General features: G+C 40.3%; 21 protein-coding genes and 1 pseudogene. 11 read left to right on the forward strand and 11 right to left on the reverse strand.

Going from position 1 to position 25,268, the window contains the following annotated elements; all coding sequences use genetic code 11:
• Positions 1–2: 2 nt before the first annotated feature.
• The 3 genes from OCV27_RS10080 to OCV27_RS10090 all read left to right on the forward strand — a co-directional run bounded on the left by OCV27_RS10080 (position 3) and on the right by OCV27_RS10090 (position 4,706).
• Positions 3–2,624, forward strand: a complete 2,622-nt coding sequence (locus OCV27_RS10080; RefSeq protein ID WP_125321663.1) for a CotH kinase family protein — start codon at positions 3–5, stop codon at positions 2,622–2,624.
• A complete protein-coding gene (locus OCV27_RS10085) occupies positions 2,621–3,292 on the forward strand; it encodes a polyphosphate polymerase domain-containing protein (RefSeq protein WP_125321665.1) in 672 nt (223 codons plus the stop codon). Before OCV27_RS10080 ends, OCV27_RS10085 begins: the two co-directional genes overlap by 4 nt.
• Before the next feature lie 97 nt (positions 3,293–3,389).
• Positions 3,390–4,706 carry an anti-phage deoxyguanosine triphosphatase gene (locus OCV27_RS10090; RefSeq protein ID WP_125321667.1) on the forward strand — a complete coding sequence of 439 codons (1,317 nt, stop codon included), beginning with the start codon at positions 3,390–3,392 and terminating at the stop codon, positions 4,704–4,706.
• Here OCV27_RS10090 and OCV27_RS10095 read toward each other — a convergent pair.
• Both OCV27_RS10095 and OCV27_RS10100 read right to left on the reverse strand, forming a co-directional pair.
• Positions 4,698–5,711, reverse strand: a complete 1,014-nt coding sequence (locus OCV27_RS10095) for an adenosine deaminase (protein WP_337969057.1) — start codon at positions 5,709–5,711, stop codon at positions 4,698–4,700. The genes OCV27_RS10090 and OCV27_RS10095 overlap by 9 nt on opposite strands.
• Before the next feature lie 455 nt (positions 5,712–6,166).
• A complete protein-coding gene (locus OCV27_RS10100) occupies positions 6,167–6,772 on the reverse strand; it encodes a tRNA-uridine aminocarboxypropyltransferase (RefSeq protein WP_125322795.1) in 606 nt (201 codons plus the stop codon).
• A gap of 3 nt (positions 6,773–6,775) precedes the next feature.
• Between OCV27_RS10100 and rrtA the strand changes: the two genes are divergently transcribed.
• Both rrtA and OCV27_RS10110 read left to right on the forward strand, forming a co-directional pair.
• The gene (gene rrtA / locus OCV27_RS10105) at positions 6,776–7,339 is read left to right on the forward strand and encodes a rhombosortase (protein WP_125322794.1); all 564 of its coding nucleotides are present in this window, start codon (positions 6,776–6,778) and stop codon (positions 7,337–7,339) included.
• 104 nt (positions 7,340–7,443) lie between these two features.
• Positions 7,444–8,766, forward strand: a complete 1,323-nt coding sequence (locus OCV27_RS10110; protein ID WP_125322793.1) for a DEAD/DEAH box helicase — start codon at positions 7,444–7,446, stop codon at positions 8,764–8,766.
• 139 nt (positions 8,767–8,905) lie between these two features.
• Here OCV27_RS10110 and OCV27_RS10115 read toward each other — a convergent pair whose 3' ends face one another.
• Positions 8,906–9,979 (reverse strand): protein kinase domain-containing protein, encoded by a 1,074-nt coding sequence (locus OCV27_RS10115; RefSeq protein ID WP_125322792.1) that lies wholly within the window; start codon positions 9,977–9,979, stop codon positions 8,906–8,908.
• A 258-nt stretch (positions 9,980–10,237) separates the two neighbouring features.
• A complete protein-coding gene (gene sohB, locus OCV27_RS10120) occupies positions 10,238–11,299 on the reverse strand; it encodes a protease SohB (protein ID WP_125322791.1) in 1,062 nt (353 codons plus the stop codon).
• Positions 11,300–11,388: 89 nt separating this feature from the next.
• Here sohB and OCV27_RS10125 point away from each other — a divergent pair, with 89 nt between their 5' ends.
• Both OCV27_RS10125 and OCV27_RS10130 read left to right on the forward strand, forming a co-directional pair.
• On the forward strand, positions 11,389–12,132 hold the full coding sequence (locus OCV27_RS10125) for a YciK family oxidoreductase (RefSeq protein WP_125322790.1): 744 nt from the start codon (positions 11,389–11,391) through the stop codon (positions 12,130–12,132).
• Positions 12,133–12,509: 377 nt separating this feature from the next.
• Positions 12,510–14,375, forward strand: coding sequence for a glycosyl hydrolase family 18 protein (locus OCV27_RS10130; protein WP_125322789.1), 1,866 nt, complete (start codon positions 12,510–12,512; stop codon positions 14,373–14,375).
• 43 nt (positions 14,376–14,418) lie between these two features.
• Here the strand turns inward: OCV27_RS10130 and OCV27_RS10135 are convergent, their stop codons facing one another.
• A complete protein-coding gene (locus OCV27_RS10135) occupies positions 14,419–15,366 on the reverse strand; it encodes a chemotaxis protein CheV (RefSeq protein WP_125322788.1) in 948 nt (315 codons plus the stop codon).
• Between the two features lie 125 nt (positions 15,367–15,491).
• Positions 15,492–16,709, reverse strand: coding sequence for a sugar metabolism global transcriptional regulator Mlc (mlc, locus tag OCV27_RS10140; RefSeq protein WP_125322787.1), 1,218 nt, complete (start codon positions 16,707–16,709; stop codon positions 15,492–15,494).
• A gap of 290 nt (positions 16,710–16,999) precedes the next feature.
• Here mlc and pyk point away from each other — a divergent pair, with 290 nt between their 5' ends.
• A complete protein-coding gene (pyk, locus tag OCV27_RS10145) occupies positions 17,000–18,442 on the forward strand; it encodes a pyruvate kinase (RefSeq protein ID WP_125322786.1) in 1,443 nt (480 codons plus the stop codon).
• Positions 18,443–18,463: 21 nt separating this feature from the next.
• Here the strand turns inward: pyk and OCV27_RS10150 are convergent, their stop codons facing one another.
• Both OCV27_RS10150 and cydH read right to left on the reverse strand, forming a co-directional pair.
• Complete coding sequence (locus OCV27_RS10150; protein ID WP_125322785.1) at positions 18,464–19,618, reverse strand: patatin-like phospholipase family protein; 1,155 nt, start codon at positions 19,616–19,618, stop codon at positions 18,464–18,466.
• 9 nt (positions 19,619–19,627) lie between these two features.
• Positions 19,628–19,720, reverse strand: coding sequence for a cytochrome bd-I oxidase subunit CydH (cydH, locus tag OCV27_RS10155; RefSeq protein ID WP_125322784.1), 93 nt, complete (start codon positions 19,718–19,720; stop codon positions 19,628–19,630).
• A gap of 133 nt (positions 19,721–19,853) precedes the next feature.
• Here cydH and OCV27_RS10160 point away from each other — a divergent pair, with 133 nt between their 5' ends.
• From OCV27_RS10160 to OCV27_RS10170, 3 genes are all read left to right on the forward strand, one after another.
• Positions 19,854–20,447: an outer membrane protein gene (locus OCV27_RS10160; RefSeq protein ID WP_125322783.1), complete on the forward strand. Its 594-nt coding sequence runs from the start codon at positions 19,854–19,856 to the stop codon at positions 20,445–20,447.
• 409 nt (positions 20,448–20,856) lie between these two features.
• Positions 20,857–22,323, forward strand: coding sequence for a sodium-dependent transporter (locus tag OCV27_RS10165; RefSeq protein WP_125323400.1), 1,467 nt, complete (start codon positions 20,857–20,859; stop codon positions 22,321–22,323).
• Positions 22,320–22,427, forward strand: coding sequence for a MetS family NSS transporter small subunit (locus tag OCV27_RS10170; protein ID WP_125323399.1), 108 nt, complete (start codon positions 22,320–22,322; stop codon positions 22,425–22,427). Before OCV27_RS10165 ends, OCV27_RS10170 begins: the two co-directional genes overlap by 4 nt.
• Before the next feature lie 45 nt (positions 22,428–22,472).
• Here the strand turns inward: OCV27_RS10170 and OCV27_RS10175 are convergent, their stop codons facing one another.
• The 3 genes and pseudogenes from OCV27_RS10175 to OCV27_RS20860 all read right to left on the reverse strand — a co-directional run.
• On the reverse strand, positions 22,473–22,898 hold the full coding sequence (locus OCV27_RS10175) for a hypothetical protein (RefSeq protein WP_125323398.1): 426 nt from the start codon (positions 22,896–22,898) through the stop codon (positions 22,473–22,475).
• 166 nt (positions 22,899–23,064) lie between these two features.
• Complete coding sequence (ptsG, locus tag OCV27_RS10180; protein ID WP_125323397.1) at positions 23,065–24,561, reverse strand: PTS glucose transporter subunit IIBC; 1,497 nt, start codon at positions 24,559–24,561, stop codon at positions 23,065–23,067.
• Positions 24,562–25,004: 443 nt separating this feature from the next.
• A pseudogene (locus OCV27_RS20860) lies at positions 25,005–25,229 on the reverse strand (TatD family hydrolase); the annotation flags it as partial.
• Positions 25,230–25,268 lie beyond the last annotated feature (39 nt).

Raw genomic sequence — 25,268 nt, forward strand, 5'->3', positions numbered from 1 at the left:
TAATGAAATTGACACACGGTCCTACAGCCTTAAAACCAAAAGAATGGTTAGCTATTGCACTAGGGTTGTTATTGGTCTTTGCTCTCATTACCCCATCATTAGACAGCATTAAAGTTTTTCTACTGCAACGTGGATACACAGCATTATCAGAAGACCCCAAGGAAAAGTTAATACAATTCGCTACGGATATGGCAAAAGCCCCAATCAATTTAGCGACTGCGAACCATCACCTTCCAACCGTTCGAGTTGATATCACTTACCCTAATTGGTCACTTTTGATTAAAGATAGAGAAGCTGCTTTTAGCCAAGGGTTTATTCCTGCTATACGTTCGGAAGTCAAAGCAAGGATCTATTCCGATAACAAAGTTCTCGATGCAAAAGTGCGATTACAGGGTGATTTACTCGATCATATCAATGGCGTAAACCGCTGGTCTCTTAAATTTAAAATTGCTAATAAACAGGCTCTTTTTTCTTCTCGACGCTTTGCGCTGATTAGCCCACATGTGCGAATTAACCATGGCCCTTCCCTCTTTGATGAGACAATGAAGCTGGCTGGTTTTGATATTATTTCACCACGCTATACTCCTGTGAATGTTATTGTTAATGGCGAAGAATGGGGGGTGATGTACCATGAGCAAGGCTTTGGACAAGACTTACTCGCTATCAACAAACGAACAGAAGGATTAATCGTTCGTCTCGATTTAGCAGAGCAAAAAGATACTGACGGAAAAGTACACCGGATATTTAAACCCAGAGTTCTGCAACGAAATACCATTCTTAGTAGCACAGCCCTCGGTTATCAACGACAAATCGCGCTGTCGCTAATCGAAGGTTTTATCAACGGAAAATTCAGTGCTAGTGACGTGTTTGATACTCAACGACTGGGGCAATACCTCGCGGTCATTGATACATGGGGCGCTTGGCATGGGCTAGCTTGGAACAATTGGCGCTGGTATTACAACCCCCATACAGCAAAGCTTGAGCCGATCCAAAGTGACGTCAACGTATCACCCGCTAAGCATTCTCTAATGATGAAATCACCAAGTCATTTTTTCTTGCTTAGTAAACAGATGCTTGAAGATAAAGAAGTCCGAAGGCATTATGATTATTCTCTCGACAAACTTAAACAGCTACTGTCGAACGATAGCCTTCAGCAACACCTCAAAATAGTACAAACTCCAATTTTAAAAACATTGCATAGTGGATTGCCTCTCACAACACCATTTAATCCCGATAATTTGCAAGCACAAATGGTGTGCTTACAATCCAATTATAAAGAAGATTCTTGTAGTAATATGTCCAACCTCAGCCAAAATCTACACCAACAAATGGACTCAATGGAATCCTTACCGCTGTGGGATCTAACCAGTCACTATGACACTGCGCCAGAAAACCAGCTCATTATTAACAACCCTGAAAGAAAGCCACTGCGTATTCTGGGCCTCATAGGTTGGACAGACTTCAATGAGCGATCAAACCTTGAAGAGGCCAACTACTCTTTTCCATTAGAAATAGCACCTGGAGAAAGCTTTTCTGTCACTCTGCCACAGCACATTAAAACCGTTGAACTGCGTGCTTCTACTGCTGGGCAGTCAATGGGAAACTATCAGTTTAAGCGCAACATTGAACCAATGAGCTTCCTTCCAAGACCTTCAAATAGCAACAAGGTCACCAAGTATGACTTTATTAAGCAAGAAGATAACTCTTGGCGTATTCCTGCTGGTAACTGGGTCATTAATGACTACCTTGTAACACCAGAAAATTGGACTTTATACCTAGAGAAAGGCGTCAATATTCAATTTAGTAAAGACGCTGGCATTATGGTATTCGGACAATTAGAAGTTGAAGGCACGCAAGCCAAGCCGGTGAAGCTAACTCGACGAGGTCAGATACCAAATTGGTCTGGAATCAGCTTATTTAACGCAAGCCCTAATACGCGCTCAACTATCCGCAACTTGCATATATCCTACGCTGGTAGACCTGAGCTAGGGCTATGGCAACCAAGAGGAGCTACTTATCTTGTCGGTGGAAAATTGTCCATTCAAGGCCTTTTTATAACTGACAACGTTTCTGAAGATGCACTCAACATCGTCAACAGTGATGTCGATATCTCAAACCTGTCGATTAAAGAAGCGTTGTCTGATGCATTTGACTGTGATTATTGCATAGGGAAAATCTACGATAGTGAGTTTGCAAACATAGGTAAGCGTTCAGGTGGAGATGGGTTGGATGTAAGTGGCTCTAACCTTGATGTAACGGATATCAGCTTTTCTGATATTCGAGATAAGGCCGTTTCTGTTGGTGAAGAAAGCCAAATGCGCTTAAAGGATATTACATTCACTCGAGTTAACTTTGGTCTAGTGGCTAAAGATGCATCGAAAGTAGAAGCAGAGTCCATTACTGCAGAAGATGTCAGTCATTATGCTTTAATGAGCTATACCAAAAAGCCCCTATTTGGCTCAGCGACTCTACAAGCATTGAAATTCCAATGCTCTGGATGCGAAGCAAAGATTGTCTCAGAGATGGGTAGTGTTCTTAGTGTCAATGGCGTCTCCATAGCAAGTCAGGCGCTTGATGTTGGAAAACTCTATAACACAGTTATGAAGTCGGATAAGCCTTTATGAGTAAACGATTTGAAATCAAAGTACCTATTCCACTTAATCGCCTTAATATGGTAGAAAACTGGCTCATGCTTCATCCAAACCAGTTTAAAACTCACCACCCCGATAGACATGTCAATAGCCTGTATCTTGACAGCCCAAATTTCAGGCGTTTTGAAGAGAATTTGAGTGGCATCACCCAGCGTAGAAAAACTCGAATTCGTTGGTATGGTGATCTGGCTAACCCCAAAGAGAGTAGACTGGAATTTAAGTATCGTCGCGGTGGGAAAGGTTCTAAAAATATACACCCCTTAAATATTGATTGGCTTGATCATAACTCTTGGCGCGGCCTACTAGATACCTGTCGCCAACAACTTCCTTTAGCTGCTCAAGTTTGTTGGGAATGCGAGAGTGTACCTGTATTGATTTCCCGTTATCGGCGACGGTATTTGATTTCAGCGAATGGTCATATTCGTGCCACTTTTGACGATGATATACAATGTTTTGACCAAAGGTATTCTGACCAAATCAACATCGATAAGGGTAAGTCCTTGGGTGACTACGTATTATTAGAAATAAAAACTGATGCTGAACATGAAAATGCCTTATCGAGCTTGGTAGCAACTTGCCCGCTACGTCCATCAAGACATTCAAAGTACGTCAATGGCATTCGGCAACTTATGTGGTATTAGGAGAGTAATTTAGCAATCATCAAATTAAGACCAAGTTGACCTTTGTAGTTTTTCGAATATTTGTGTACGGTATCATAAAACGCTTGAGAAGATATCTATGACATTCCAAATCAGTAGCTTATGGCATGAACGACATGATGATGAGCATAAAATCCGTCGTGATGATCACCGAACACCTTATCAACGTGATCGAGCAAGAATACTCCATTCTGCAGCATTTAGACGTTTACAGGCTAAAACACAAGTGCATGGTAATAGCTTTGACGATTTTCATAGAACACGGCTCACTCACTCATTAGAAGCCGCGCAGCTAGGTACTGGAATCGTCGCACAAATAAAGAAAAAACAACCCGAGTTTCGCGACCTACTTCCAAGCGATAGCCTCATCGATTCACTTTGCCTTGCTCATGATATCGGCCACCCTCCATACGGGCATGGCGGTGAAGTTGCTTTAAATTATATGATGAGAAAGCATGGTAGATTTGAAGGGAATGCACAAACATTTCGTATCGTCACCAAACTTGAACCTTACACTGAACACTTCGGGATGAATTTAACTCGCCGTTCACTGCTGGGGCTCATTAAGTATCCAGCGTTACTCAGTGAAACTTGTTCAAACCACATGCCAGAAAGTGTTTCACATCAAAGGCAACTCAAAGCAAAACTATGGCTACCGGCAAAAGGTATTTATGACTGTGATCAGCCTCTATTTGATTGGGTGTTAGCACCATTAACAAAAGCAGATAAAAAACTCTTCGGTCAAACACAATCAGGACAAACGGACGCCCATCAACACAAAAAAACCTGCTTTAAGTCTGTAGATTGCTCTATCATGGAGCTAGCTGATGATATCGCTTATGGTGTGCATGATCTTGAGGATGCCATTGTTCTAGGAAAAGTCACTCAAGCTCAGTGGGCGGAAGGCGCCCAAAAGCCGCTTTCACAATGCGGTGAGCCATGGTTCGAAGAACATATAGCCTCCATTACAGGTATGTTATTTTCAGGCACACACCACCAGAGAAAAGATGCCATTGGTGGCATAGTTAATGCGCTACTAACCAGCATTTCAATTAAGCCTGTTGATGCAGGTTTTACTAGCGATTTATTGGCATTTAATGCTTACCTAAAACCAGAAATGGCCATAGCTTTGCAGATACTCAAATATTTTGTCAGTGAATATGTGATTCAAGTTCCACAAGTACAAGTTGCAGAATATAAGGGGCAACAAATTATCATGGATATTTTTGAAGCACTCAGTGCTGATCCTCAAAGACTACTTCCGATTACGATTCGCCATGCATGGCAACAAACCCAAAACGATAGTGATAGCTTTAGAGTGATCACCGACCACATATCTTCAATGACCGATGGACACGCTCAAAGGCTTCATCAGCAACTATTTTCATCATATTGATCGGCTAGAAAATTGATCTAATATACGCTGCATGTGATGTTTTTCATTGTTACTGGTAAAGCTGGCTTCTATAGCGTTTTGAGTAAACTGGACCAGCTCTTTGTCAGTCAAACTATGATTTTGCGCTACTGCAAGAAAGTTATCCGTCATATAACCTCCAAAATAAGCAGGATCGTCAGAGTTAATGGTAACACAAAGTTTTTTCTTTAATAAATCAACCACATTATGCAGTTTCATATCTTCAAATACTTTCAGTTTTACATTAGACAAAGGGCACACAGTTAAAGGCATACGAGATTCAGCCAGTAAACTAACTAGGTGGCTATCATCAGAACAGCGAACACCATGATCAATTCGTGAAGTTTGAAGTAGTTCAATACTGTTGTAAATGTTGTCCACTGACCCTTCTTCTCCCGCATGAGCTACAGTTAAAAAACCCGCTTCGATCGCTTTAGTAAACACTTGAGTAAACTTTTCTGGCGGATGACCAACTTCTGAAGAATCTAGCCCTACAGCAACAATCTTATCTTTATGTGCCATTGCCTGCTCTAAGGTCAAAAAGGCACTTTTCTGATCTAGATGACGCAAAAAACACATGATAATGCGACTGCTGATACCCATTTTTTCTTTTCCATCTTCAAGAGCACGATAGATACCGTTAATCACAGTATCAAAGGAAACACCTCGCTCAGTATGAGTCTGTGGATCGAAAAAAATCTCTGTATGAATCACATTATCTTGCTGGCAACGGCATAAGTATGCCCATGTTAAATCATAAAAATCTTGTTCATGAATCAAGACATTTGCACCCTGATAATAAATATCCAGAAATGATTGGAGGTTGGTAAATTGATAAGCCGCTTTGACATCTTGAGGAGTTTTAAAGGGTAAGGGGATTTTATTACGCTTGGCTAGCTCAAACATCATCTCAGGCTCAAGGGAGCCTTCAATATGCATATGCAATTCAACCTTAGGTAACTGACGTATAAATGTGTTTTGATCCATGCGTTTGTCTCCATTTCATTTATGGGGAGCTGGGTAACGCTTTTTTTCAAAAAAAAATCAAACGAACAAAGAAAAAGCGCACGATAATTAACTCTCCAAGACGACACCTCTTAGCTGTACATTCAGGCATCTACTCCATAAAAAGCCAAGACTGCTATCAAGCAACTACTACATAAATTCAATTGACTAACTATATACCTGTATAAGTTATTAATAACTTTAGCAGAAATATGCACATTAATGAGTATTGATAAAGTTAAAATATATGAGGAAGTTGTTTAACGGCCTGTGCATGGAACCAAATTCGATGTTAAAAGGGGACAAAAGTAAAATCTATATATTTGCGATAAGAGTTTGTCTATATGCCAGAGTCAGATACATAGCCAAATACTTAATAATTCAGCATGGAAGCTATGATTTTTGATATCGAATTACAAAAATAATAGCTTTGTGAGTTATGAATGGTTTTTTTCAAATGTTCCCGGAGGCATATGCTTAATTTGAAAATCAATCATACGGTTAAAGGTATCAAGTAGTGCAGAAAAATCACACTCGGGTTCAAGCAAAGATAGGATATGATAACCTGCTTCTACTGTAGACAAGCTATTGTCGCTGGGCGCCTTACGGATTCGATAGTTGCCCTTTAAATCCTTGGGTAAATGAATCATTGGCACACCTTTTAAATTCTTCGAAAGCTGCCAGATCTTGTAGGCTTTTTTCCAAGTTCCATCAAGTAGAATAATACGAACTTTCCTCTGATAGTCTATAGCCTGCCGAACTTGAGAAACACTCACAGACAAATCACTTGGATAGAGAATAAAATGCTGACATTCAGCATCTGAGAGTAAACAATTCAATTCTTCATGCTGAGTGAAATCTTCGCCTTGGAATAAATAACTACTTGCTAATGAAAGCTTGAGGATCTTTGCTGTACCCATGGGCTTCTTAGCTTCAGTAGGATGTTGTAAAATGATGAGGTCTACACTAGATGCTAGGCTATATATCCACTGACAGATACAAGCCTTGGTTGATTTACCACATTTTAAACAATATCGAGACATAGAGTGCGTTTATTTCTTCTATTAGTTGCAATTAGCTTAGTTTGCTTAAGTGTACAGTTTGAGCCTTTAGCAAGCTTTACATATTGGCAGCATAAACTTATCTATCAAGGCCAATGGTGGAGAATCCTAACAGGAAACTTTACCCACACCAACTTGATTCATTTAGCCATGAACATTCTTGGCCTTTGGATCATCACATACTTGTATAAGCCTAAACCTAGCTCACTCCTCTGTGTTTTGTTGCTTGTCAGTATATCAGTTGGCATCCTTAACTTAACAACTGCTATGAGCAGTTATGTCGGCTTATCCGGAACACTACATGGTATCTTTGCTTACTATGCACTCAATGAGTCTTTACGTGGTCGAAAAAGTAGCTGGCTATTAGTTATAGGCGTTTTATTCAAAGTCGGCTGGGAAATGACCATGGGTGCCGCTCAATCCACAAGTGAATTAATCAATGCCGCTGTCGCGGTAGAGTCACATCTCTTTGGTGTATTGACAGGGCTGAGCTTTGCGCTGGCTTCAAATAACAAACAACTACTTGCCACTCTAAAACACCCTAAATGATAATTTTTATTGATGTTCCCATGTAAAGGGCTCACAATGTCGCCCTTTGGCAGCATGTTATAGCTGCGTGAGCGCTCAGCTCAACCTGATACAGAGAAAATTTTATGGGTTTTACCGCTTTAGGGCTTTCTGCTCCAATTCTTAAAGCCATTGGTGACCAAGGTTATGACAAACCATCACCAATCCAAGAACAAGCTATTCCTGCCGTCTTATCAGGCAAGGACGTTATGGCTGCAGCGCAAACGGGAACAGGAAAAACCGCAGGTTTTACCTTACCTATTCTTGAACTTCTCGATAATGGTTCAAGAGTCAAACCCAATAATGTAAGAGCACTAGTACTAACGCCCACGCGTGAACTCGCCGCTCAGGTGCAAGAAAATATTTCCAAATACAGCCGTTACCAACGTTTAACTTCTAATGTGGTTTTTGGTGGCGTCAAAATCAATCCACAAATGATGAAGCTGCGCAAAGGTACTGACATCCTTGTTGCTACTCCTGGCCGTTTACTCGATTTGTATCAACAAAATGCAGTTCAGTTTTCACAACTGGAAGTGCTAGTTTTAGACGAAGCAGACCGCATGCTAGACATGGGATTTATTCGTGATATTCGCAAAATACTAGAATTACTACCGAAGAAACGTCAAAACCTACTTTTCTCTGCCACTTTCTCTGATGAAATTCGTAAGCTAGCTAAAGGCTTAGTTAATGACCCTATAGAAGTCTCCGTTACTCCTGCAAACTCTACAGCGACGACAATTGAGCAATCTATTTACCCAACAGACAAACGTAAAAAAGCGCCAATGTTGTCAAAGTTAATTCAGGATGGTGATTGGAAACAGGTACTGGTTTTCTGTCGGACTAAACATGGTGCGAACCACTTATCTCATTATCTCAATAGCCAAGGCATCACTGCTGCGCCCATCCACGGTAATAAAAGCCAAAATGCTCGAACTAAAGCATTAGCAGATTTTAAATCTGGTGATGTACGTGTGTTAGTCGCAACCGATATTGCAGCGCGTGGTATTGATATTCCTCAACTACCACAGGTCGTTAACTTCGAACTGCCAAATGTTGCTGAAGATTATGTTCATCGGATTGGGCGTACTGGTCGTGCCGGAGAGGTAGGCAAAGCCATTTCTTTAGTAGAAGCAGCAGAAGCAAGTGAATTATTCGCCATCGAAAGGCTAATTCAGCAGCTATTACCTCGTTTTGAGCTAGAGGGTTTTAAACCTGTTAACGCGCTTCCAGAATCCAAGTTAAACACTCGCCCGATCAAACCTAAAAAGCCTAAAAAACCTAAAGTCGGTCACCTTGATGGTCAGCGCTCTGGTGAGAATGCTCGTGGTCATAAACCTGCTGGTAAAAACAAGCGGCATTACGCGAACAATAAACAACAAAATCGCAGTAGTAAAGGTGCAATCTCATAGGCTTAATCAAACATCCAATAAGATATCTTTTCTATATCAGCAGCAAAGTTCTTTAGGGTTTTGCTGCCCCCCCAAAAAATCCCCAAAGTTAGAACTATAGAAATATTTGAAGTCTCAGATAATGTTTAAAATCAATGTATCATCCATTAAGATCAACAACAGCAATCAACTTAAGTACTGCCTCCTGGGCTATCGAAAAGCTTGTTTTTACGTCTTTGGTTTGGTCACCTAGATCTTTAATCAAAGTATTTCCAATTTGCTCTAGATATGGAGCAACACTTTTAGTTGAGCTATTAAGCTTAATGATCTTATGTAAAGGGTAATGCTTTGTACGCTTTTTTTCTAAGCTAGATAAAAGTGGTGAAAACGCTGGTAAAAAGTAGTTTCTCGCCTTTGTCTCTTGTGGAGTCTCCCCTACTTTACAAAATAAGTACTTGATGTCGTCAAACTTATGTTTCTCAAATGTTCCTTTGTCTCCAAACTTTGCTTTTCCAAAATCAATAAACTGCATACATTCCTTAAATTTGATTTGGCGAATAATGATGTTATTCATATGTAGATCACCATGAGATACCTTATGAGTATACATAGTCTCGAGATGATTAATTAGTTCCTTGGCTAGACGCTTTTTGTCTTCAATATTAATAGAGTCAGAATTTTCGCGTAAGTAGTCATCTAGTTCATTAGATTTGACGATATCTGTGTCGTAAACATCAAATTGAGCATACTCTTTTGATGAACCGTTCACAGGCCTCTGTAATGAGGTGATTTCTGCAAGAGCTTCTCGTCCTTTTTGAGTAGAGTATTCATACAAGTCCTTCTCCGTAATAAAATCTTTTTCCCCAACTTTGGTTTTTGCCCTCAAATAGCCATACTCTTTGTTTACAGATTTATTAACTCCTCCAAATTTATAGGGAAGATCTTTAGGATCTCGACCATTTGTAGGCTTCTGATGCTTCCTTAGCTCTGAGAAAGATAAACCCTCTTTAATAATTGGCTTAGCTTTAACAGTACTGGATTTCTTTATTTTTGATAAAGATAAAAAAGAGCGAATGTTTTTAAGAAGGCGCTTATTTTTGCTGACCCTATTAAGCTTATTTTCATCAGTGATGGTTGAAGCACTGACAAAACTTTCAGCAAAATCCGACTTTAAAAGCTTGACATCATCTTCGAACTGACTTTTTTTTGCCAAACCCACTACATTAAAAATCATACTCAACCCCACCAAATGAAAAAACCTCAAGTGATAGTAATATCATTATTGATTGGTTCAATATGAATTGATGTGATAAATTATGATTAGCTATGGGTTTATAGATTCAAGATTATTATTTATATACGAAAATACCGCCAATAAGGCGGTATTTTTATTGAGGTTTCACGATGCGAGTCTCATGTGTAAGGTTGACTAGAATTATTGATATAATAATTCTAAGTAATCTCGTTTAAATCATTACAAAATACAGAAAGTCTATACTACTGGACGTTGGCCTCGATCAATAAGCTTCAACAAAACATTATCAGCCGCTTCTCCCGCTATACCTGCCAGCTTTGATGTGAACTTTTTCTTCTCTACGTAGCGAATAGATAACACGGTTTTGTCTTTACATGCTGCTACAACCAAATCGTCTGAAGTACGCACCTCATCAACAAGCCCCAATTCGTGTGCTCGAATACCAAACCAGTGCTCGCCTGTTGCCACTTTTTCAAGCTCCAAAGACGGACGACGCTCACGAATAAAGTCTTTAAACAAATCATGAGTATCTTCCAACTCTTGCTTAAATTTATCACGAGCTTTATCTGTGTTTTCACCAAACATAGTTAGCGTACGCTTATATTCCCCAGCAGTCAGTTGCTCATATTCAATATCATGCTTTTTCAATAGCTTGCTGAAATTTGGTAGCTGCGCTATCACTCCAATTGAACCAACGATTGCAAAAGGAGCAGAAACAAGCTTATCAGCAATACAAGCCATCATGTAGCCACCACTGGCGGCCACTTTATCAACCGCGATAGTTAAGGGCAATTGAGCAGCTTTAATACGATCCAACTGAGAAGAAGCCAATCCGTAACCATGCACCATACCGCCACCTGACTCTAAGCGTAGCAAGACTTCATCGCCTTGGTTAGCGACTGAAAGAATTGCCGTCACTTCTTCACGCAACGAAGTAACTTCTTTAGCATCAATGCTCCCTTTAAAGTCAATAACAAACAAATGAGGCTCTCTTTTTCCATCAAGATCCCCTTCTTTCGACGCTTGCTTAATTTCCTTTTCCCGGGCTTTGAGCTTTTCCTTTTCTTGCTTCTTTTCTGCCCTGTCGCGCGCTTTAATAAATGCCGTGTCATGCAAGTGATGCTCAAGCTGCTCGACTGTTTCTTTGTGCTGTTCAGTCAAATTGGTGACCTCTAATTCACCTTTTGCCGCACCGCCCTTTCCGCTTACGGCTTTAGCAACCACTAAAAGTGCAATTACTGCAACGACCACGGTTACAATCTTGGCCAAAAACAGCCCATAGTCCAACAAAAATTCCAATGTAATATCCCCTAAGATGCGAATTGGTGTATTGTAACCATCATCCTACTGATTCATAAAGCAGAACGTAACAATTAAGGACATATGACGTGAATTATTCTATTGCCCCTGATGCTTTACATAACAAAGTCATACTTGTAACAGGCGCTGGTGACGGTATAGGAAAACAAGCCGCTCTGTCATATGCTCAACATGGCGCCACTGTCATATTACTAGGCCGTACAGTAAAAAAACTCGAACAGACCTACGATGAAATTGAAGCACAAGGCTTTCCTCAGCCAGCCATTATACCGCTGGATATGAAGGGAGCATCTAAACAAAACTACCTTGATATGGCCGATACGATTGGCAGTCAATTCGGTCGCCTCGATGGTGTTTTACATAATGCCAGTTTGTTAGGTGTGTTAAGTCCATTCAATCAAATTAGTGAAGATACATTTGATGATGTGATGCAGGTAAATGTCAAAGCGCAATTTTTAATGACTCAAGCCATACTGCCACTGCTGCATAAATCCACTGCCGCGAGTCTTATTTTTACATCTTCAACTGTAGGTCATAGCGGACGCGCTTTTTGGGGAACATATTCAATGTCAAAGTTTGCAACTGAAGGTATGATGCAAATCTTAGCTGATGAACTCAGCGACTCTCATATCCGTGTTAATGCTATCAACCCCGGTGGCACAAGAACAGCAATGCGTGCGAAAGCTTACCCAGCTGAGGATACTGACTTACTCAAAACACCTTTAGAGATTATGCCTTTATATCTCTATTTAATGTCGAATCAAAGCCAAGGTGTCAGTGGTCAATGTATTGACGCCCAGCCAAAAAAATAAATCCTTCTTCTATTCAATGCCTTGTTAAGAAACAAGGCGTTTTTATCCGTTTACTTACCTTGTCTCTTGCCGATTAAAAACAAACAAAATTTAATTAAATACACTACCCTCTCAATAGGCATTATGACGATATCTAGAAATATCCTTGTTAACTAAGACCATATTAATAATACTTTTTTATATTTATCGGCTTATCACATAAACCTGACAATCCTAACAATGAACTGACTCAATCTTGTCTTCTAGCTCATGAGAAACCCATTTTAATTTCTCCTCAACGCTGAAAAATCCTCGCTGTTTACCTAATTAAGACAGGTATCAAAACCTGTTTTCAGTAAATTGTGAAAACAGTAACACACAACCAGTAGATAAGACTTATGAATAAAACAGCCTCTATCATCACAATGGCGATTGGGTTAGTGCTTAGCGCACAATTAATGGCAACGGATGCTAAAGACTCAAGCAGTACACCATCAAAGTACTCAAATCTTTACCATAGAAATACTGAACTACCACTAGTAACAGCATACTTATCTGGAGCAAAAAAGTATTCACCAGAACAATTGGATGAACTCTCAAAGTATGATGCTATCTTGGTATCTATAGACACTTTCATACATGAGACTGAATCTAAAGCTAATCTTCCCCTTGAGGGCAGATTTTTGCAGGGAATATCCGAGCGTGAATCATTATCTAGACACTCACAAGAGGTCGATAAGGAAAAAGGGATCATGAAACGCTTAGAAGAAGTCCATAAAACAAAAGGTACATCAATAGGTATTACCATTGCGCTTGATGCGCATGCGCCCGACCTCATCGTAAATTCTCAAAAAAAACCTGTTGATCATGATTTGGTCATAGAAGTCGTTAAAGGTTATGATTTTATTCATGAAATTAATTTTGATTTGAAAGTCCAAGATATTAAAAATGAAATGACTAGATATAAGCAGTTTTTCGATAAGCTGGGAGATAATCTGGACAGGGAAGAAATTAGCATTACCGTAAATGCGCCCAAAAATGTTGGCGAAGCAAAAGCTCTTCACCATTTAGTCGATCCTCTAAACCCGTGTCGACCAATTAGTAACCTATATATCAATCCACGCCAAAAGTTTAGCCCAACAGCGAAACCTATTACGCACCACTCAAACCTTTATGAATCTCAAGATGATGCTTGGTCAACGGACAAATCATTGGAATTTTTAATCGAAGACATGCAGTTTGATTCTAAGCAGTTACGACTTGGCTATTCCAACGAAGTGCGTAACGCTCAGTCTCTATTTAAGGGTAAAGACCAATCAAACTCAACGACTAAGCAATCCAGTATAAAAAAAACGAACCCTAAGAATAAACAAGTTAACAAGGTGATACCCCACAACCCATACTCCACTATTTTTAGTGTCAGTGGCACAGAAGGACTAAAAGCAAAAGAAGACCTTGGTTTCTCTCTTGTTACTATAGAGGAAGACAATGTGGATTATGTTTATGATTCAAAGAATCGTAGATTTTTATCAATAGAAACACCACGCACGGTATTTGTAAAAGCCCGGTATGCAAATAATAAAAACTTAGGGGGGCTGTTTACCCATCACAAAAATAATGATGGCAACCAATTATTACTCAATGCTGCAAGAGAGGGTCTGGGTTATGAGCCAAGAGCATATTTCTTTACGATGGAACCTCTGTTTAACAGCTGCGGTAGCTTGGACGATAATATATGTCATCAACTAACATATTTAAATACAGAACCACCAGCAGCAGTAGCTCGTATCAAGGCAGTAAATCAATTCCTAGATAAGCTAGCTTATCGCACATGGGTTAATTTAGACAGTGCGATGAAGGCAAAAGAGCTTTATGCTGACTTCAAAGGTACCATACCAACAACAGGCGAAGAAACGGGAGCTACAATCGCGATAAAGGCATTTTCAAGCATTGAGTTCACTACAAAACAGTATGAAATGATTCGAGACCTGCACAAGTTCGCAACAAATCATAATGACGATAAACTAAGTCAAACGACTTTCAAAGGCTTGTATAACGTGGCTAGTATGAGTAGAGCCATGTCCGAAATTGCCCAGGAATATGAAGAACTTCGAATAGAACAGCCCGAATTATACAAACATACTGACTATAATTCACTCAAAGCACAAAGCAATAACCCTAGTGATGAGGCAAGAGCGGCATTTAATCGCACTGAAGTCGGGAAGAAACTTATCGAGCGTACACTTAAATTAATGAATCTGTAATTGTAGGCCTTCTAAGGCACTCACAAGAGTGCCTTCACGCTTCTTAGCTCGACAATACATCTCGAAGCCTATCCTGCGCTACTTGAACGAGTAAGTCCGGCTGAAACTTGGATATAAACCGATCACAGCCCACCTTCTTGACCATTGCATCATTAAAGCTACCACTAAGAGATGTGTTCAATGTGACGTAAAGATCCTTGAGCTTGGGATCATTCCGAATCTCGTACGTGAGTTTATAACCATCCATTTCAGGCATTTCAGCGTCGGTGATCATTAAAAGCAGCTCACGTGGAACATCCTTACCTTCTTCGGTCCACTGCTTAAGTAGTTTCAATGCTTCTAGCCCATCGCAACACTCTAGAATATTGAGTCCTAATTGAGACAAACATCCTCTGACCTGAGAGCGTGCTGTCGAAGAGTCATCCACTATCAGAACGTTCCTACCCACCATTTGAGCAGAGAGATCTTCATCAAGCACACCATCTGATATAGATACGTCATACTCGATAATCTCTGCCAAAACTTTTTCGACATCTATAATTTCTACTATTGACAGCTGATCATTCTCTTTCACATGAGTAATGGCCGTTAAGTAATGGGCACGACCTGCAGATTTAGGGGGTGGCTGAATCTCAGCCCAAGTAGTGTTAACGATATTACGCACTTGCCCAACTAAAAAGCCCTGTATCGACCTGTTATATTCAGTAATGATTAAGTTGTGTTCGATATCGTCTTCACAAGGAGGAGGAAACCCAATTGCTCCGCGAAGGTCAATGACAGGCACAGAAGTCCCGCGTAGAGAGGCTACGCCGGTAATATGATGGTGGCAACCAGGCATCTTGGTCAGTGGTGGTACCTTAATCACTTCACGAACTTTAAAAACGTTGATCGCAAAGATCTGCCGACTGTTTAGACTAAATAGCAGTAGCTCGAGTCGGTTTTCACCAACCAAATTGGTTCGCTGATCAACGCTATTTAAAACTCCAGACATACGACTTCTCAACTACTATGTAATATATCAAAAATAGACTAAAGCTGGACTAAACTAAAATAAACCCATACAACTTAAATGTTATACGGGTGAATGAAAAGTACAAAAGTCAATAATAACAATAGTTAACCTTCAATAACTTTCATTAATAATAAACCATCATAAAGTGCTTGTTTAATTAGAGCAGCTCCTGGCATAGTAGCTTGTTTGTAGAAACGAGACTCGACCACTTGTAAACCCCGCTGATACGCAGGCAGACTTTGCTCTTTGATACAGCGCTGAATCGCAGGGTATAGTACACTTTTAGCTTGATTTATTGCCCCACCTATCAAGATTTTTTCCGGATTGAACAAATTAATCACAATCGATATAGCTGCCCCTAAATAACTACCAAGCTTTTCTATCACCTCAATGGCCAAATTATCACCGTTCGCTGCTGCCTCACAAATATCTTCAACAGAAATTTCATCGATACTAGATAAAATGGAAGGCTCACCATTAGCTAAGCGTTCAGATACTTCATCACGAATTGCTTGAGAACTTGCCACTGTCTCTAAGCACCCTCGGTTGCCACAATGACAAGGCTTGCCATTGGGATCAATTTGGATATGCCCTAGCTCCCCTATATTACCGTGTCGTCCAAGAAGAACACGCCCATCGAGGATGATACCTGCTCCAAGCCCATGATGAATTGAGATAAGTACAGAGTTTTCGTTTTCCTGCGAGTGACCAAATAATCTCTCAGCCAACGCCCATGCACGAGTATCATTAGCAATAAAAACAGGTAATCCCGTTGCTTTAAAGATCTCGGGGCCAAGAGCAAGATTTTCGACATTATAATGAGGCATTTGCAATACAATACCTTGATCTGAATTGACTAAACCGGGCAAAGTAAGTGCAATACTAGTTACACGGCCAAGCTGATCAGAATAGCTCTGAAAAAACTCCTCAATTTCATGCAATAGACGGGCTAACACATCCTCCTGGTCAATTTCATGAATATCAATTTTGGTATCGATAAGTACTTCACCGCCTAGTTCATGTAAAGCGATGGTTAGATAACCACGACCAAGACGCATAGACAAAAATTGCCAATCTTTATTGTTGACTTGTAATCCAACAGCAGGGCGTCCACGGCTTATAGCTTCTTGAACTGTCGTTTCATGAATTAAGTGAGCTTCAATTAATTCTCGAGTGATTTTAGTAATGCTGGCAGGGGCTAATTTACTCTCTTTGGACAAATCTATTCTAGAAATTGGCCCTTTTTGATCGATGAGTTTATATACTCGGCCAGCATTGACCTGCTTAATATGGTCAATATGACCTGGTTGAGCCATGTACATAGCATGCTCCGAATATCAACAACATCGCAATTTTTTTACTTTGCGAAGTAATTGTGAAGTACTTTGATAAATTGCCGTGACAAGCATCACGTATAAAGATGGTTGTTTGAGCGTTTCATCAAATTACTAAACAAATCCAACATTTGACACTCTATTCTTTTGCATCAATAAATATGTGTATCTAAGAAGATTATTATCCCTAAATATCTCATAACTCAGTATTTTGCATATACTTAGACGAGGCTTACAAAGAGTAAGTTTTTGCTTCCAGTGTGATCAAGGAATGAATCATGACCTGTATTCAAAGAAGAACAAAAATAGTCACCACATTAGGCCCTTCTACCGACAAAGAAGGTATGCTCGATGCAATCATTAAAGCAGGCGCTAATGTTGTTAGAATGAATTTCTCTCATGGTTCTGCTGAAGATCATGTCCAAAGAGCAATGCAAATACGTAATATCGCGGCTAAATATGGCACTCATGTAGCAATTCTGGGTGATCTACAAGGGCCTAAAATACGTGTTTCAACTTTTAAAGAAAATAAAATCCAGCTCTCTGTTGGCGATACTTTTGTGCTCGATAGCGATCTACCACAAGGCCAAGGAGATCAAAATGCTGTAGGGCTAGACTACAAAGAACTGCCACAAGATGTAACAACGGGTGACTTATTGTTACTTGATGATGGCCGAGTTCAACTCAAAGTTACTAAAGTATCGGGTAACCAAGTTATCACCAAGGTCGTTGTTGGAGGTCCATTATCAAACAACAAAGGCATCAATAAGAAGGGTGGAGGTCTATCCGCTGATGCATTAACAGAAAAAGACAAAAATGATATTAAAACAGCAGCCCAAATTAATGTTGATTATTTAGCCGTTTCTTTCCCGAGAAATGGTGAAGATATGAAGTATGCTAGACGTTTAGCTCGTGATGCAGGCCTAGAAGCAAAGCTGGTAGCAAAGGTAGAACGCGCAGAGACTGTAGAAACTGAAGAGAATATCGATGAAATAATCCTTGCTTCAGATGCCGTTATGGTAGCTCGTGGGGATTTAGGAGTTGAGATTGGAGACCCTGAGCTAATTGGCGTACAAAAACAATTAATCCGTAGAGCGAGAAGCCTTAATCGAGCTGTTATTACGGCAACACAAATGATGGAATCTATGATTGAAAACCCGATGCCAACGCGAGCAGAAGTCATGGATGTAGCAAATGCAGTATTAGATGGAACTGACGCCGTAATGCTATCGGGTGAAACTGCCGCAGGAAAATATCCACTTGAGACCGTCCGCTCAATGGCCGAAGTTTGCTTAGGCGCTGAAAAAATGTCAGCCATAAACCGCTCAACATACAGAATGAATACTGTTTTTGAAACTAGTGAAGAGACACTGGCCATGTCGACCATGTTTGCCGCCAACCATTTGAAAGGAGTTAAAGGAATCATCACTCTAACAGAATCAGGCCGGACTGCACTCATGATGTCTAGACTAAGCTCAGGTTTGCCAATCTTCGCACTTTCACGTAACGAAAGTACACTGAACCATACCGCATTGTATCGGGGCGTGACCCCAGTTTACTTTGACTCGACAAGTGACTCAGGTCTATCAACCGCCAAAGATGCTGTTCAGTGCCTTAAAAAGAAAGGGCTTCTTCACGATGGCGATCTCGTCATTATCACTTTAGGTGATGTTATGGATGTTGTAGGTTCAACTAACTGTATGCGAGTACTCTCAGTTTAGGTAGTAATAGTCAACACCTAACTAACTTTGAAAGAACTTGGGAGGGGTTTTAGTGGATACTGAGGAATACATCTCAACGAAGCGAAACCCTGCATCAAGCCCTAGCTGATAGTCATGCAATAAAGCTCCTCTCTCACTCATTAATGAGCTTGATAAAAGCGGTTTATCTGGCTTAATTTGAACAATAAAACAGTCATCTGGGGGATTGTGTAGGAAATCTTGGGTTAAAGAATAGGTTTGGTAATGCACCATTAGCATATCTGCCAACCCCGAATCAAATTTCTCTCCCAGTAAATAACTTAACCGATAAATATCTTCTGCACCAAACAACCATCGCCCACCATTAAGCGCTTCAAGTTGAATATTCCTCAACTTTTCTTCCTTGGATCGCTGCAATTGCTCGGTAAAGAAGCTTGCCCAATCATCCTTCCAGCTTGCTAACTTTTGTTGCCAACGATCTTGAATATTATTAAATGAACCATGGTACCATTGAACATTATTACCTTGTATTTCTTCTTCAATTTCGGTTTCTAAGTCTTCACCCTCTGTTCTTATTACAATGATGCAACGTGCTTCTTTGCGCCAAGCTTCTTGTACTGGTATAGACGCTGACACACCTCCATCGACATACATTCCATGTTCGAACTCAACGGCTTGGTTATATAGCCTAGGGATAGCACAGGTTGCAATCATGACCTTTCTCCAATCTTCTTCAAGCATGGGGAGATAGTGATCAAATAAACGACTGGTATCCGTCACAGCTGCAAAAGCTTTCCTATCCTTCAATATTTTTCTACCCATATCAATATCCAATTTATACGGATAATCGCTTATTTTATCGACTGCCCAATCGATTCCAAGGTGCTGCTTGCGCCTGATATAGCGAAATAAGTTGAAAAACATAGGGTCTGTGGTTAAATCTAGAATGAAAGCACGACCTATACCTCTCTGGCGACAAAGAAAACCACACAAATTAAGTGCACCAGCTGAAGTGCCATAAAAGACATCGAACGGATCAAAATTAGACAAAAGAAATGCGTCAAGCACACCAGAAGTGAATATGCCACGCTGGCCTCCTCCTTGAGCAACGAGAGCATTTTTTCCTCCCGTATATTTCGCCAGACGATGAGTATCCAGCTCGATAGCTGCACTAGTAACTACGCCGCTATTGCTCATAAGGCTAACCTAAACAGAAGTGATCGCCACCAAGCCGAAACTGATAAGCACAGTAAAAACAATTACCGTGATAACTAGTGCATATTTTAACTCGATCTCCATAAAAACCTCCCATTACATGTAACAAAGTAATAACACCCTTGTGAGGTATCTTCAAATATTCCCCTTTTTTTGTGCGTAATTATGACGTTAGTATCACAATTACAAAACTAACCTGCACTATAGGACTATTGATATGGGCAACAATTTTCGCAACTCTCTCGCTACGCTATTTTTGTCTGTATCCACACCAATTTCGGCAGGTATCCATCTGACCCCTTGGGTTGGTTATACTGGCGGTGGCAAGGTTGTCGCTCAAAACGAGAAAATCTATGATTTACAAGGCTCTGCAAGCTATGCCATCACTGGTGAGATAGACTTAGACAAGGGAAGAGTTGGTTTTTTCTATTCTAACCAAAACACTAACGTTGACTCTATCAACCTAGACTCAACTATGCATTATCTTCAATTCCAAAGTAGTATTTATTACCCTACTGAAGACAACATCTCACTTTATCTCGGTATTGGTTTGGGCGCCTCATATGTAGATGCAGATTGGGTAAACGACGAACTGGGTTTTTCTGCAAGCATTTTAGGAGGGTTTGAGTACCGTTTGCATGACAACTTTGCGCTAAATACCCAGTTTCGCTGGCTTGGAACCGTAGTTGATAACGATTCTAGCGGAATATGCAACTTATCTAACTCAGAGTCTGAAAACTGTATCATCAAATTTAAAACGGACTGGATGAATCAATTTTCTGCCAGCTTAGGACTAACTTGGAGTTTCTGATCCTTGGTTTGTCCTAACAGTGGGATAGAACTTTAAATCGACTCTATATCCGCACTTAGCTACCAAAACCACCGATTCAGGGTTAACTGCAAGATATTAAGTTATTTTTTACACAAATAATCTATTGCGTTAACTCATTTTAGTAGTTAGTCTTTTTAGTGCATACAGCTTATTATTTCAGCCTTTGCAAGCATACACTAAAAAAATCAACATAAAACCCTGAGAAAATATGATTTTTACAGTGCAAAAAACCAATTTATCACCTATTGAAAGTTGATTCATTACCTAAAATAAATCGTATCAAGGTATATCTGCTTTTTTGCACTAAAGTTAAATAAGCTAACGTTCAGCTTAAGTACTTAGTTTTAAATCATGTTACTCATAAATATTGGATTTACAGGAGTCCTATATGCAAAGAGAACAATGGGGATCCAGAGCAGGCTTTATTTTGGCTGCAGTTGGGTCAGCGATCGGGCTAGGAAATATATGGCGTTTTCCATATATGGCCTATGATAATGGCGGTGGCGCTTTCTTTATTCCCTACCTTTTTGCCATGCTCACCGCAGGCATTCCCTTCATGATCCTCGAGTTCAGTATGGGGCAAAAATATCGAGGAAGTGCCCCTCATACCCTCGCAAGAATCCACTCAAAGTTCGAATGGCTCGGATGGTTTCAAGTTGGAATTGCAGCTGTTATAGCCGTTTATTACGTTGCTGTCATTGGTTGGGCAATTTCTTACTTTAGCATGTCTTTCAATCAAAGCTGGGGAACTGACACAAATGCTTTCTTTTTTAAGGAGTACTTAGCACTAGGTGATAACTCTCCAACCAATCTGGGCAATATCCAGTGGAAAATAGCTGCTGCTATGCTTATCGCTTGGGCAATCACATATGCAGCTATTATTGGTGGTGTAAAAGCAGGCATAGAGCGCGCTTCAAAAATCATGATGCCAATACTGTTCATCATGGTCATATTGCTGATAGCTAGAATGGTTTTTCTTCCCGGTGCATTAAATGGCATTAACTATATGTTTGAGCCTGACTTTAGCAAGATCTTGGACGTCAAGGTCTGGGCCGCAGCTTACGGGCAGATTTTCTTCACTCTGAGTATTGGATTTGCCATAATGCTCGCCTACTCTAGCTACTTACCAGAAAAGTCAGATATCACCAATAATGCCTTTATGACCGTTCTGATTAACTGTGGGTTCTCGATTCTCTCCGGTATTATGATCTTTTCTGTATTGGGATATATGGCCTTTGAGCAAGGTAAACCCTTAACTGATGTGGTTTCTGCTGGTGTGGGATTAGCGTTTGTCACTCTGCCGGCAGCTATCAACCTTCTACCTGCGCCCTATCTTTTAGGACCGCTATTTTTCTTTGCTTTGGTTGTTGCTGGGCTTAGCTCCCACATTTCGATAATGGAAGCCGTCACCTCAGCAATCATCGACAAGTTAAACTGGAGCCGCAAAAAAGCTGCAACGATAGTCATTGGGGTAGGAGTTATTGTATCAATGGCTTTTGCAACCAATGGTGGACTACTACTGCTTGACTTAGTAGACCATTTCGCTAACAACGTGGGAATAATAGTTGGTGGGCTAGTTGAAATTATCTTGATGGCTTGGCTACTAAACAGAGTTGCTGACGTTCGTCAATACGCCAATGATATCTCAGATTTTTCAGTGGGAACTTGGTTTATAGTGTGTCTTAAGTTTATCACTCCCATTATGCTCGCCATTATTTTGGCAACTAAGCTGCATACCTTGCTTACTGAAGGTTATGGTGACTACGATCTAACCTTAGGTTGGGCAATGATAGCGGCACTTTTTGTCATTGGTATTCTAATTAATGCAACAAGTCATCAGGAGGAGTCATTATGACTACGGGTGCAATTATAATGATGGTGTTAGGTTTAGGACTAACTTGGGGCGGCGCAGCCATATGCATCATAAGAGCTATGAGTAAGCAATCGCAAAAAAATTAATACTTCACTTGAAAATGCCGGCACTGTGTCGGCATTTTTTCGGAACTAAAATGTATACTTAACGCCAAGCGCTCCACCTATCTGCAACTCTGCACCACCATGTAAGTCCAGTTCTGGGTGAATTTGTCCATACATATCCCAGTCTTTATGAAAGTTCCAGTTCACACCTAGAGGCACACGCACACCAAACTCGTCATGATCCCATTCGCTCCATGCACCAGAGCCAATATACCAAGTAAGTGGTACATCTGTATCAAACTCGCCCCTAGCAATAATGTAATCAAACGCAGCGCCATCATTACCCAGTGTGAGCCGGTATTTATCATCTAGCTCAACAACTGCACTCAAATCCTGGTCAAATGCCATCCCAGCCGACCATTGATGAGCCCCTTTACCTTCTGCCGAAGCTGTAGCGCTCGCAGTCAAAACGGCAAACCCTAGAACTCCTCTTACGAGGGTACTTCTTTTCATTACGATGCTCTTTACACTAATAAAACACCGTTCAAATTTACAGGTAAGAGACGATTAGATGTCAGACAAAAGTTAAACAAAGTGATAAAATAAACAATAATTCATTCAATTAAAACCTATAAAAAAAGGAGGCTAGTGCCTCCTTTTTTATCTACTGTGCAATGAATTAGCCGTTGTTACGAATCCACTCATCCATTTCTGTTTTTAGGTTATCTGACTTAGTACCGAATATGGCTTGTACTCCACCAGCAACCACAACTACACCAGCAGCACCTAAGCGTTTAAGCTTTTCTTGATCAACAGCTTCACTGTCTGCAACTGCAACGCGTAAGCGAGTGATACATGCATCCAAGCCGGTAATATTTGTCTTACCACCGAACGCTGCAACCAGCTCACCAGCAAGGTCAGAACTAGATGTAACAGTTTCCTCTATAGATTCTTCTTCGCGACCAGGTGTTTTAAGGTCAAGCGCTTTAATCACTACTCGGAACACTACATAGTAGATAACAGCATAAACAATACCTGTAGCTACCATTAAACCAATTTTCTGAGAGTTACCCGATAAAACAAGGAAGTCGATTAAACCGTGTGAGAAAGATGTACCATGTACAAATCCGAGTGTATTAGCTACAACATATGCAGAACCTGCTAACAAAGCATGAATACCATATAGAACGGGTGCAACGAATAAGAAAGAAAATTCGATTGGTTCTGTAATACCAGTTAAAAATGAAGTCAATGCAGCAGATGCCATGATACCCATGACCTTTGCACGATTCTCTGGTTTAGCTGAATGGGCAATAGCGATTGCTGCTGCAGGCAAACCAAACATCTTAAACATGTAGCCACCAGCTAACTGACCAAAGCCATTACCAGCTGCACGAGATGCATCATCTGCAACAAGGTAACAAGTAAGAACACCATTTTGAGCTTCACCAGCCGCGTTAACACAAGATCCAGCTTCAAAGAAGAAAGGAACATTCCAAACATGGTGCAAACCAAATGGGATTAAAGAACGTTCAACAATACCATATATACCAAAAGCGACCTGTGGGTTTTGGTGTGCAGACCAATCTGAGAAAGACTGCATTACGGCTGCTACTGGTGGCCAAATGACTGACAGCCCTAAAGCTAGTGCAATGGCAAGGAAGCCAGTAATAATTGGTACAGCACGCTTACCTGCAAAAAAGCCCAAGTACTCTGGAAGCTGAATTTTGAAAAATCGATTAAAAGACCATGCGGCTATAGCACCGACTAAAATACCACCTAGAACACCTGTTTCATAGCGCTTCAAAATCAGCCCGATAGCCTTTTCATCTAAAACATTACCTGCAGCTAAAGCCGCAGCTTTGGCTGATTCAACATCTAGCTGAGCAAGTGCTCCTAACGTAGCTGTCATGATGCCATAACCAACGATTGCAGCTAAACCAGCGACACCATCGTTGTTAGTGAAACCAAGTGCCACACCTACGGCGAATAGAAGCGCCATCTGGCCAAAAACAGAACCACCCGCTTGTTCCATAAGATTTGAAACAATCTCGGGAATAAAGCTAAGATTGGCTGCACCAACCCCAAGTAGGATACCTGCAACAGGTAATACTGACACTGGTAGCATCAAGGCTTTACCTACTTTTTGCAGGTTAGCAAAAAGATTCTTAAACATATATATGCTCCTGAAAAATTATAAGAATTCTTGGGTTCTAACGGCACACCCCCGCAGCCTTAAATGTTAGCACCCATGGAAAATGAAACCACATTTGACAGTATATTTTCCGGCTCTAAATATATATTGATGGTAAACAAACTTTCTAGTTGCTTACGAAAATAAGTTCCAAACTAATAGATAGATCACAGTCTAAAATCAAAACTTTTGTCACAAATATGACATTAAACTAATGAATTATAAGATATTTAGTAATGATAGTATTAATTTTACAGAGAAAATAAAATAATGCCCATTGTTATTTCATGAAGAAAATTTACATTCCAACAGAATCTACATCCTCACTTCAACATTATTAGTATACAAGATTAATTAATCAACAAGTTATGATTATGAGCATATTAAATTGAAACGCTGGGCTTTTTTTGTTCAGATCTTTATTTCTAACTAAAAAAAAGATCTCTAAAGTTTTTGCTGGTTTTAAGACCAACTTCGGCTATGGATAACCCCTTTAGCTTGGCAATATATGATGCGACTTCGACAACATATGCAGGCTGGTTTTGTTTCCCTCTGTGCAGCACAGGAGCTAAATAAGGTGAGTCGGTCTAAATTAACAAGCGATCCAGAGGAAGTGCTTTAACTACATCTTTTAATTCTGTTGCCTGTTTAGCACCAACCGAAAGTATTTCCGTAACATTTGAGGCTTT

Origin of the sequence: Vibrio pectenicida (genome assembly GCA_024347015.1) — a bacterium.
GTDB lineage: Bacteria > Pseudomonadota > Gammaproteobacteria > Enterobacterales > Vibrionaceae > Vibrio > Vibrio pectenicida.

Excerpts from the sequence above, each read along its gene's own strand:
- OCV27_RS10080 (WP_125321663.1), top strand. The coding sequence starts at position 3 with ATGAAATTGACACACGGTCCTACAGCCTTAAAACCAAAAGAATGGTTA.
- OCV27_RS10085 (WP_125321665.1), top strand. The coding sequence starts at position 2,621 with ATGAGTAAACGATTTGAAATCAAAGTACCTATTCCACTTAATCGCCTT.
- OCV27_RS10090 (WP_125321667.1), top strand. The coding sequence starts at position 3,390 with ATGACATTCCAAATCAGTAGCTTATGGCATGAACGACATGATGATGAG.
- OCV27_RS10095 (WP_337969057.1), bottom strand. The coding sequence starts at position 5,711 with ATGGATCAAAACACATTTATACGTCAGTTACCTAAGGTTGAATTGCAT.
- OCV27_RS10100 (WP_125322795.1), bottom strand. The coding sequence starts at position 6,772 with ATGTCTCGATATTGTTTAAAATGTGGTAAATCAACCAAGGCTTGTATC.
- OCV27_RS10110 (WP_125322793.1), top strand. The coding sequence starts at position 7,444 with ATGGGTTTTACCGCTTTAGGGCTTTCTGCTCCAATTCTTAAAGCCATT.
- OCV27_RS10115 (WP_125322792.1), bottom strand. The coding sequence starts at position 9,979 with ATGATTTTTAATGTAGTGGGTTTGGCAAAAAAAAGTCAGTTCGAAGAT.
- OCV27_RS10130 (WP_125322789.1), top strand. The coding sequence starts at position 12,510 with ATGAATAAAACAGCCTCTATCATCACAATGGCGATTGGGTTAGTGCTT.
- OCV27_RS10135 (WP_125322788.1), bottom strand. The coding sequence starts at position 15,366 with ATGTCTGGAGTTTTAAATAGCGTTGATCAGCGAACCAATTTGGTTGGT.
- mlc (WP_125322787.1), bottom strand. The coding sequence starts at position 16,709 with ATGTACATGGCTCAACCAGGTCATATTGACCATATTAAGCAGGTCAAT.
- pyk (WP_125322786.1), top strand. The coding sequence starts at position 17,000 with ATGACCTGTATTCAAAGAAGAACAAAAATAGTCACCACATTAGGCCCT.
- OCV27_RS10150 (WP_125322785.1), bottom strand. The coding sequence starts at position 19,618 with ATGAGCAATAGCGGCGTAGTTACTAGTGCAGCTATCGAGCTGGATACT.
- cydH (WP_125322784.1), bottom strand. The coding sequence starts at position 19,720 with ATGGAGATCGAGTTAAAATATGCACTAGTTATCACGGTAATTGTTTTT.
- OCV27_RS10160 (WP_125322783.1), top strand. The coding sequence starts at position 19,854 with ATGGGCAACAATTTTCGCAACTCTCTCGCTACGCTATTTTTGTCTGTA.
- OCV27_RS10165 (WP_125323400.1), top strand. The coding sequence starts at position 20,857 with ATGCAAAGAGAACAATGGGGATCCAGAGCAGGCTTTATTTTGGCTGCA.
- OCV27_RS10170 (WP_125323399.1), top strand. The coding sequence starts at position 22,320 with ATGACTACGGGTGCAATTATAATGATGGTGTTAGGTTTAGGACTAACT.
- OCV27_RS10175 (WP_125323398.1), bottom strand. The coding sequence starts at position 22,898 with ATGAAAAGAAGTACCCTCGTAAGAGGAGTTCTAGGGTTTGCCGTTTTG.
- ptsG (WP_125323397.1), bottom strand. The coding sequence starts at position 24,561 with ATGTTTAAGAATCTTTTTGCTAACCTGCAAAAAGTAGGTAAAGCCTTG.